This is a genomic window from Agrobacterium sp. SUL3 (genome assembly GCF_001263295.1).
Lineage (GTDB): Bacteria > Pseudomonadota > Alphaproteobacteria > Rhizobiales > Rhizobiaceae > Agrobacterium > Agrobacterium tomkonis.
Window position 1 is genome coordinate 1 of the sequence record NZ_KQ414545.1, and the last position, 8,330, is coordinate 8,330.

At 58.9% G+C, this 8,330-nt stretch carries 7 protein-coding genes and 2 pseudogenes; 1 reads left to right on the forward strand and 8 read right to left on the reverse strand.

The window, feature by feature from the left end:
* Positions 1 to 529 precede the first annotated feature (529 nt).
* From attM to AKG12_RS28575, 3 genes are read right to left on the reverse strand one after another with little or no spacing between them, the layout of a single operon-like run.
* Positions 530 to 1,321 (reverse strand): AttM family quorum-quenching N-acyl homoserine lactonase, encoded by a 792-nt coding sequence (gene attM, locus AKG12_RS28565; protein ID WP_052821421.1) that lies wholly within the window; start codon positions 1,319 to 1,321, stop codon positions 530 to 532.
* Between the two features lie 45 nt (positions 1,322 to 1,366).
* Positions 1,367 to 2,527 (reverse strand): iron-containing alcohol dehydrogenase, encoded by a 1,161-nt coding sequence (locus AKG12_RS28570; protein ID WP_046802462.1) that lies wholly within the window; start codon positions 2,525 to 2,527, stop codon positions 1,367 to 1,369.
* A gap of 20 nt (positions 2,528 to 2,547) precedes the next feature.
* The gene (locus tag AKG12_RS28575; RefSeq protein ID WP_046802463.1) at positions 2,548 to 4,002 is read right to left on the reverse strand and encodes an NAD-dependent succinate-semialdehyde dehydrogenase; all 1,455 of its coding nucleotides are present in this window, start codon (positions 4,000 to 4,002) and stop codon (positions 2,548 to 2,550) included.
* A gap of 55 nt (positions 4,003 to 4,057) precedes the next feature.
* Here AKG12_RS28575 and blcR point away from each other — a divergent pair, with 55 nt between their 5' ends.
* Positions 4,058 to 4,885, forward strand: coding sequence for an IclR family transcriptional regulator BlcR (gene blcR / locus AKG12_RS28580; RefSeq protein ID WP_082179120.1), 828 nt, complete (start codon positions 4,058 to 4,060; stop codon positions 4,883 to 4,885).
* Between the two features lie 571 nt (positions 4,886 to 5,456).
* Here the strand turns inward: blcR and AKG12_RS31485 are convergent.
* The 5 genes and pseudogenes from AKG12_RS31485 to AKG12_RS28605 all read right to left on the reverse strand — a co-directional run.
* Positions 5,457 to 5,870, reverse strand: a complete 414-nt coding sequence (locus tag AKG12_RS31485; RefSeq protein ID WP_197283372.1) for an aldo/keto reductase — start codon at positions 5,868 to 5,870, stop codon at positions 5,457 to 5,459.
* 320 nt (positions 5,871 to 6,190) lie between these two features.
* Positions 6,191 to 6,712: pseudogene (locus AKG12_RS28590) on the reverse strand (NAD(P)/FAD-dependent oxidoreductase); the annotation flags it as partial.
* Positions 6,651 to 7,532: an S-formylglutathione hydrolase gene (fghA, locus tag AKG12_RS28595; protein WP_046802465.1), complete on the reverse strand. Its 882-nt coding sequence runs from the start codon at positions 7,530 to 7,532 to the stop codon at positions 6,651 to 6,653. The pseudogene AKG12_RS28590 and the gene fghA, both read right to left, overlap by 62 nt.
* Positions 7,533 to 7,682: 150 nt before the next feature.
* Positions 7,683 to 8,081: a VOC family protein gene (locus AKG12_RS28600; protein ID WP_052821423.1), complete on the reverse strand. Its 399-nt coding sequence runs from the start codon at positions 8,079 to 8,081 to the stop codon at positions 7,683 to 7,685.
* 51 nt (positions 8,082 to 8,132) lie between these two features.
* Positions 8,133 to 8,330 (reverse strand): annotated as a pseudogene (locus tag AKG12_RS28605) (S-(hydroxymethyl)glutathione dehydrogenase); the annotation flags it as partial.

An 8,330-nucleotide genomic window follows, 5' to 3' on the forward strand; every position in this document is an offset into this window, starting at 1 on the left:
GAGCGGAAATCATGTGTTTCCCGTCACCTGCAAAATGCCCTTAGCGTGTATTAATGTAGAAATGACCACAGAGCCCCATGGAGCATTCATGATGTGAACGACAGTCCCGGACGCTGGCCTGTCATCGCGCAATCCCAGGCACGATAGGTAGTGGAAGCGATGCGAGGCGGATATAGGCGTGCTGCTAAAGGCGAACTCAGGATTTCGCGTGCACTAGGCGGGTAGCATCTCTCGCTTCGATAGACGATGTCTTGAGCCCTCGAAACCTCATCAGTGGAGCAACCGATGTGGTACCAGTGGCGTCGGATCGGAACAGTCGGGTTTTGACCCTTTCGCACTGACGCGCGTTGATGATCGGCTCGACGATGAAAATTAACGGACAACGGCACGGAAGCGCACATTGCTGACGTGCGGATTTCGGCCGATCAAAGCAGTCTTTGTCCAGATTTCTTGCGTTGGCTCATATGATTAAAATCGGCGAGGCTGCATGCAACCTCGCCGTATCTGGCCCTTGACTTGCGCGTTCTATTTACGCGTAAAATTCGGGTGCCTTCTTGAAATTCGCCCAGGCGTCAGGGTCATGGCCGGTAACGACCGTCGCATCATGCTTTTCGGCATAGGTGCGGAGCTTCTGAACAGAACGGACCGTGTCAACGGTCGAGGCAAGAAAGCCAGGCAAAGCCTTCTCTTCCCAGTGGTCCAGTGTGTAGGCAGCATCGATCGTCAGGAGAAGCGGTTTGCTGTTTGGCAGGCGCACCAGGAAGGACTGGTGGCCGGGTGCATGACCGGGCGTGAAGATCGTGGTGAGCGTGCCGTCGCCGTACACATCGTAATAATCGTCCTGCGTACCGTTGAGGAACTGCCACTTCAGACCCGGCTTGTCGAAGTCCTTGCGGATATAGCCGCCGCCAGCAAACCAGTCGGGCGTAAAGGCATATTCATATTCAGAGCGCTGCACGATGTGGGTCGCATTGGGGAAGCGACCGATCGCGCCGGTATGGTCGAGATGCAGGTGGGACTGCACGACGTATTTCACATCGGCCGGATCGAAACCGAGCGCCTTGATCTGGTCAACGCAGCCCATGTTCTTATCCAGAACCGGCCAATAGACATCGCAGATACCGCCCCAGTGACCGCGCGGGTCGGTCGCGACTTCGATCGCATTGCCACCGTCGATGACGGTGTGCCCATCGGGATGGGTAATCAGGAAAAATGGGACTGGAATCTCATAGTCCGCACCATTGCCCTGGTTCATCTTGATGTTGTGTACCTTGCATTTCAGGGTACCTGACTGAAGCATATAAAGTCTGATATCGGTCACTCGTTTTCCTCCCTTTGGACTGAAGATATTGCTGTAAGAAATGGATCAGAAAGCTTCGCGATAGAGCGCGAGTGCATCCTCTTCGCGGACTTCGACCGGATTGTTGACCAGCAGGCGGCTCTGCTTCATGGCGTCGGAAGCAAGCATTGCCAGGGTGTTGTCCGTCACGCCGACATCACGAAGGCGCCGCGGCGCACCGCTTTCATCCATCAGTTTTTCCATATGCCGGACAAAGGCGTCCGAACGCATCGCCGTATCACCCTCGCCCGGCACGCCGAGCACATCGGCAAGCTCGGCATAAAGCGATGCCGCAGCCCTGGCGTTGAAACGCAGCACTGGTCCCAGCATCAGGGCGTTGGAAAGGCCATGCGGTACGTGGTAGTGGCCACCCAGCGGATAAGCGAGCGCGTGAACGGCAGCCACCGGCGAATTGGCGAAAGCCTGACCTGCCAATGTTGCCCCCAACAGCATGCCTTCACGGGCTTTGCGATCGGTCCCATCCTTGCAGGCGGCGATCAGGTTTGCGCCAAGCAGGCGTAACGCCTCACGCGCCAAAGCATCTGATAGCGGGTTCTTCTTGTGTTTGCTGGTGTAAGCCTCAATCGCGTGCACCATGGCGTCGATACCGGTAGCCGCGGTGTGAACCTGCGGCAGACCCACAGTCAGTTCCGCATCGAGAAGAACGAAATCGGCGTAAAGCTGCGGAGAAACGACACCCATCTTGGTGGTTTCACCTGTGGTGATGATCGAGATGTTGGTCACTTCCGAACCGGTTCCAGCCGTGGTCGGCACCAATACCAGCGGCAGACGCGACCCCTTGACGTTGCCGATGCCGTACATGTCTGCAAGCGTCTGGTCGGACACCAGAAGAACCGCTACCAGCTTGGCGATATCGAGCGACGAGCCCCCACCAAGACCGATGACGATATCGACCCCGATCTGTTTGGCGGATTCGACGCAGTCGGCAACAATATGCTCCGGCGGATCGGCCACGACCTTGTCGAAGATCGTGACGATGAAGCCGCTAGCGGTCAGAGCGTCGGCAATCGGTTTGATGAGGCCGGCCTTGATAAGACCTGCATCGGTAATGAGAAGTGCCTTGCGCGCCTGGAACCTGCCGGAAAGAATCTCTCCGAGGCGCTGGGCACCCCCCCAGGCAACCTGCATGGAGGGAACAGTGCGGAATTCGAAAGGGTTGATGGTCATTTGATCCTCCCAGCGTGATCTCAGCCGATGGCCGAGCACAGGTATTTGATTTCAAGATATTCATCGATGCCGTAGTGTGAGCCTTCGCGGCCCAGTCCGGACTGCTTTACGCCACCGAACGGTGCGACTTCATTGGAGATGAGGCCGGTATTGTGGCCCACCATGCCGTATTCGAGCGCTTCTGCGACACGCCATGTCCGGCGGACATTCTCGGTGTAGAAATAGGCCGCCAGACCAAACTCGGTATCGTTCGCCATGGCAACGGCTTCTTCTTCCGTTTCAAACCGGAAAAGTGGGGCGACCGGTCCAAAGGTTTCCTCACGGGCAACCTTCATTGCCTGCGTTGCACCTGTCAGCACCGTGGGTTCGTAGAATGTCCCGCCAAGCGCATGGCGCTTTCCGCCGGTAACGACCTTCGCCCCTTTTCCAAGGGCGTCAGCAACATGATCCTCGACCTTCGCCACGGCGTCCTGATCGATCAGGGGCCCGATCAGAATACCGGGTTCGGTGCCTTCACCAACGGAGAGGCTCTCGACCCTCTTGGCCAGCTTTTCCGCGAAGGCATCGTACACGCCGGCCTGGACATAGATCCGGTTGGAGCACACACAGGTCTGTCCGGCATTGCGGTACTTCGATACGATCGCGCCCTCGACAGCAGCATCCAGATCGGCGTCATCGAAAACGATGAAGGGCGCGTTGCCGCCAAGTTCCAGTGACAGCTTCTTGATCGTCGGGGCCGATTGCGCCATCAGCAGACGACCGACTTCAGTCGATCCGGTAAAGGAGATCTTTCGCACCGTGTCGCTTTCGGTAAACACCTTGCCGATATCGCGTGCTGCACCCGTGACCACTTGGAAGACACCGGGGGGAATGCCTGCCTCTTCCGCCAGAACACCCAGAGCAAGTGCGGTCAGCGGCGTCTGCTCGGCCGGTTTGACGATCATCGTGCAGCCGGCCGCCAGTGCCGGGGCAGCCTTGCGCGTAATCATCGCAGCCGGAAAATTCCACGGCGTGATCGCGGCGCAAACTCCGATCGGTTGCTTCAGAATGGTAATGCGCTTGTCGGTGGTCGGCGCTGGAATAGTGTCGCCATAAACGCGCTTGGCTTCCTCCGCGAACCATTCCACGAAGGATGCGGCATAAAGCGCCTCGCCCTTGGACTCCGCAAGCGGCTTCCCCTGCTCTGCGGTCATCAACGCACCGAGATCGTCAGCGTTCGCCACCATGAGATCAAACCAGCGGCGCAAGATTGCTGCGCGATCCTTGGCAGCGCGCCGGCTCCACTCGGAAAATGCCTTGCCTGCTGACTCGACTACAGCTTCAACCTCATCTGCCGACAATGAGGGAACATGACCGATGATCATCGAGTTGGCGGGATTTTCCACCGCAATCGTCTTGCCATCCGCAGCTTTCAGCCAGCGACCATTCACCAGGCAGGCATCACGCAACAGCGCCGCATTTTTTAGCTTGATCATCGACCTCTCCCGCACTAGAGTTCAACCAATTGAACTTTAGTCATTACAGTGAACTATGGGCCAAAGCGGCCAAGTGTGTCAAGGAAGGTGCATGGCTGAAGATCAACAATCGTCGCAAATATCAGACACTGTACCGGCACTCAGACGCGCCGTGCGTATTCTGGATCTTGTGGCAGGTTCCCCGCGGGACCTGAGAGCAGCCGAGCTGACACGATTTCTGGATTTGCCCAAAAGCAGCGCGCATGGCTTGCTTGCGGTGATGACTGAGCTTGATCTTCTGGCGCGATCTGCCGATGGAACCCTGCGTATTGGACCCCACTCGCTCAGATGGGCGAATGGTTTTCTGTCGCACCTCGATATCGTATCGACATTCAACGACCATCTCGCCCAGCGCCACGATCTCGATCCCTATACGGTGACCCTCACCGTCCGCGAGGGTGGCGAAGTCGTTTACATCGGCTGTCGCAACTCGGCTCAGCCTCTTGGACACACGTTTCGGATCGGTATGCGTCTGCCGGCGCCATTTACGGCCACCGGGAAGATCCTCCTGTCCGATCTGGGGCCCGGTGAATTGAGGATGTTGTTCTCGCAATTTCCACAGCCTCTGACATCAAGGAGCGTTGCTGGCCTTTCGCAGCTTGAAGAGGAACTCGCTCTGACGCGCGCTCGCGGCTACTCCATCGACGATGGTCAGATCCGCGAAGGTATGCTTTGCATTGGCGCAGCGATATGCGATTACTCGGGAGCCGCATCTGCCGGCATTGCAATCAGTCTGATCCGCAGCGAAGCCAGCGACCAAAAAATCGCGTACCTTGGTGAGGAGCTTCGCACCACTGCCAACGCGCTTTCTGAAAAGCTTGGGTACCGATCTCAGAAAGACTAGTCGTAACCTGTAGGGGTATGGTCGATGCCGACGAGCACAGCTTTGCTGTATGCGCCAGTGCACCGATACCCCAGCTAGCTCCTGTCCCGAGTACGGCTGCGCCGAGCGCAGTTCGGGTCGAGAACATAAAAGACATCATCGATGTATTGAGCACCAAGGGAAAAGACCTCGGTCCGCAGATGCACGATCCACCGCGCTGCCTTATTCCTGATTGGGACGAAGCCAAGCAATCGGTTGTCATCACAGGTCATGGCCGTCGGGGACGGGGCGAAAACCTGCGTGCGCGTCTCCACGAACTTGCCAATAATTTGTGGGCAATTGCAGCGCCAGAAGGCAGACCGTAGGTTCTCTACCCGGCGAAACCTGGCAAGAGTGGAAACGATGCCTATCGTGAGATTGAGGAACTCGAGACGACTCCTTCGGAGCGTGTCCGAGGTGTCTCGCCGGACCGTATGAGGCGGCGTCTTTAAGCTCGGGACCTGTTGCAGCCGATATCTCGGCAGACGCAGTTGAACTGGCTAATATCCGGTCATCTCCAGATAACCTTGTCCGGATGTGCTTCCATCAAACTCTATTGGCCCCGCCAGGAGGGGATTGACGTCGCATCCAGGCTTTCTTGTTCAGGGGCTTCGTCTTTATGTCGAGGCCACGGCTGGGTATCTTCACGCTCGAGCCGATCGGTGCCGAGCCGCTTCAGGCTAGCCTCGCACGCACCGGCAAGGCGGGAGCGCGATGCATTCTGTGGATATGCCTTGCTGACGAGGAACAACTGGTCGCGAAGGCTGCCCACCGCCTCGCATATCAGCGTTTCCGCCGCACCATCGCCATACATTTCGGCGGTATCGATGAGCGTCAGGCCCAGCTCGACACCGGCGCGTAGCGCGGCGATCTCATCGGATCGCCGCTCGGCACGTTCGCCCATCTTCCAGGTGCCTTGACCCATTGAAGGAACGACTTCCGCGTCTGGTAGAGTCACGCGTTTCATGTGCTTTCGTCCTATCAGATGTTTTCGGCTATTCGTTGGAGGGAGGCGGATAGGTAGATCACCGCCACGCACAAATGAATAATGAGTATCGATGTAATTGGTGTCACAACCGTCCGCGGCTGTTTAAAATCCGGTCGAACGCTGACGGTCTCCCGGCGTGAGATGGTGATTCGGAATGCGGACTGGGGTCAAGATGGACTTAGCTGTAAGTCGACAGATGTTTTTTAAAAAAAACACCGAGAATGGAGTTCACATCGATGGTCACACCGCAGCCGGCCATCGATCGAGTACCATTTTGGCGATGGAGAGCAGTTCGTTGAGCCGAGCTTGATTTCAACGCCCAGCTTTTCGAGCGCTTGGCGCGTATAGGCGGACAGATCTTCCGGGAAAGCCTGTAGAAGCCTTTGCCCCGCTTCGATCAGCACGACACGGGTCGCACGCGGATCGATCGAGCGGAAATCTCGCACCAGAGTTAGACCCGCAAGCTCCGCGATCGTGCCGGCAAGCTCCACGCCGGTCGGGCCGCCGCCGATGATGACGAAAGTCTGCAGGGCTGCGCGGCGCGCGGAGTCTGTTTCGCGCTCGGCTTCCTCGAACGCGACCAGAAGGCGCCGGCGAATGGTTGTCGCATCCTCCAGCGATTTGAGGCCCGGAGCGAAAGGCTCCCATTGATCGTGCCCGAAATAGGAGTGCCGCGCCCCCGTCGCGATGACGAGCGTGTCATAGGCAAGCGTCGAGCCGTCCTCGAGAAGGACGCGCTGACTGCCTGCATCGACACCTTCAACCTCCGCGAGCAGCGTCCGCACGTCCTTCCGCTTCGCAAAGAGCGAGCGGATGGGCCAGCGCCGCGGCATGGTGGGCCATATGCTCGCCGATGAAGCTCGCGATGAAATAATAGCTGTGGTCGTATCCGGGCCGCTGATGAAGGATCAGCGGATGTCCCGCCGCCTCGCAAGCCGCCTGCAGGAGGTCAGGCCGCAACTCGCGGTCGACAAACTCATCATCGAGGCCCTGGTGAACAAGCAGCGGTAGGCGCTCGCGGGCGGTCTTGATGAGTTCGATCGTGTCATATTGCTTCCACGCATCGCGATCGTCGCCGAGATAGGCCGTGAAGGCACGCTCGCCCCATGGCACCTGGCTCGGCGCGACGATCGGCGAAAAGGCCGATACGCTGCGATAGCGTCCGGGATTGCGTAGCGCGGCGACCAGCGCGCCATGTCCACCCATCGAATGCCCCGCAATCGCGCGACGCTCGTCGGCCGGGAATGTGGTTTCGATCAGCGCCGGCAATTCCTCGACGACATAATCGTACATGCGGTAATTAGCGGCCCAGGGCGCTTCCGTCGCGTTGACGTAGAAGCCGGCGCCCTGCCCCAGATCGTAGCTGGCGTCGTCGGCGACGCCTTCGCCTCTCGGGCTGGTGTCCGGCGCGACGAGAATGATCCCATGCTCGGCCGCGAAACGCTGCGCGGTCGCCTTGGTAATGAAATTCTGCTCGGTGCAGGTCAGACCGGAAAGCCAATAGAGAACCGGCGCGCTGCCGTCTTTCAATTGAGGCGGCAGAAAGACGCCCACGTTCATCGCGCAACCGAGACTGATCGAGTCATGCTGATAGACGTCCTGCCAACCGCCGAAGCTGGCGTGATGTTCGACACGTTTCATTATTTTTCCTTAGCTTCGACGGTTGGGGGACGGTGTGGCGACCCGAAGGAACCCGTTGCCTAGCTGTTGGTGGGGGGGGGGCGCCGGCGCATCTTTCAGCGCCGGCGACAGCCAGTCATAGGGCGGCGGGTGGCCCTCACCTTCCCAGCTTTAGACGAAGGTGTACGAGCAAACCTTGTTGCCCGCCGGATCGCGCAAATAGGCCGCATAGGCACCCGGCAGGTGGCCACGTGGGCCAGGCTGACCCTCGTCGGTGCCGCCAGCGGCGAGGCCGGCAGCATGGAACGCATCCACTTCGGCGGTCGTGGCGGCCGCAAAGCCTACCGTTGCGCCGTTGCTGGAGGGCGCTTCACCATTGCCGGGGCGGGCAATGATGAAGGCTGGCTTGTCGCGCCCGTATAGCACCCAACCGTTGCCGAAGGGGCCGAGGTTGTCGATGCCGAGAGCGCCCAGCGCGGCGTCGTAGAACGCGACCGACTGGTCGATGTCGGCGGCGCCGAGGAAGACGTGCGAGAAGATGCCGTCACCGGAGATAACTGGAGTGGTCATACGGAATTTCCTTGATGTCTGGTGTTGCTTGAAGCGCTTGGGAACGGCGGGTCAGTAGTGGATCACGGTGCGGATCGACTTGCCTTCGTGCATCAGGTCGAACGCCTCGTTGATCTCCTCCAAACCCATGGTGTGAGTGACGAAAGGGGCCAGATCGATGTCGCCCCTCATGGCGTCCTCGACCATGCCGGGGAGCTGTGTTCGTCCCTTGACGCCGCCGAAAGCGGACCCCTTCCAGACGCGGCCCGA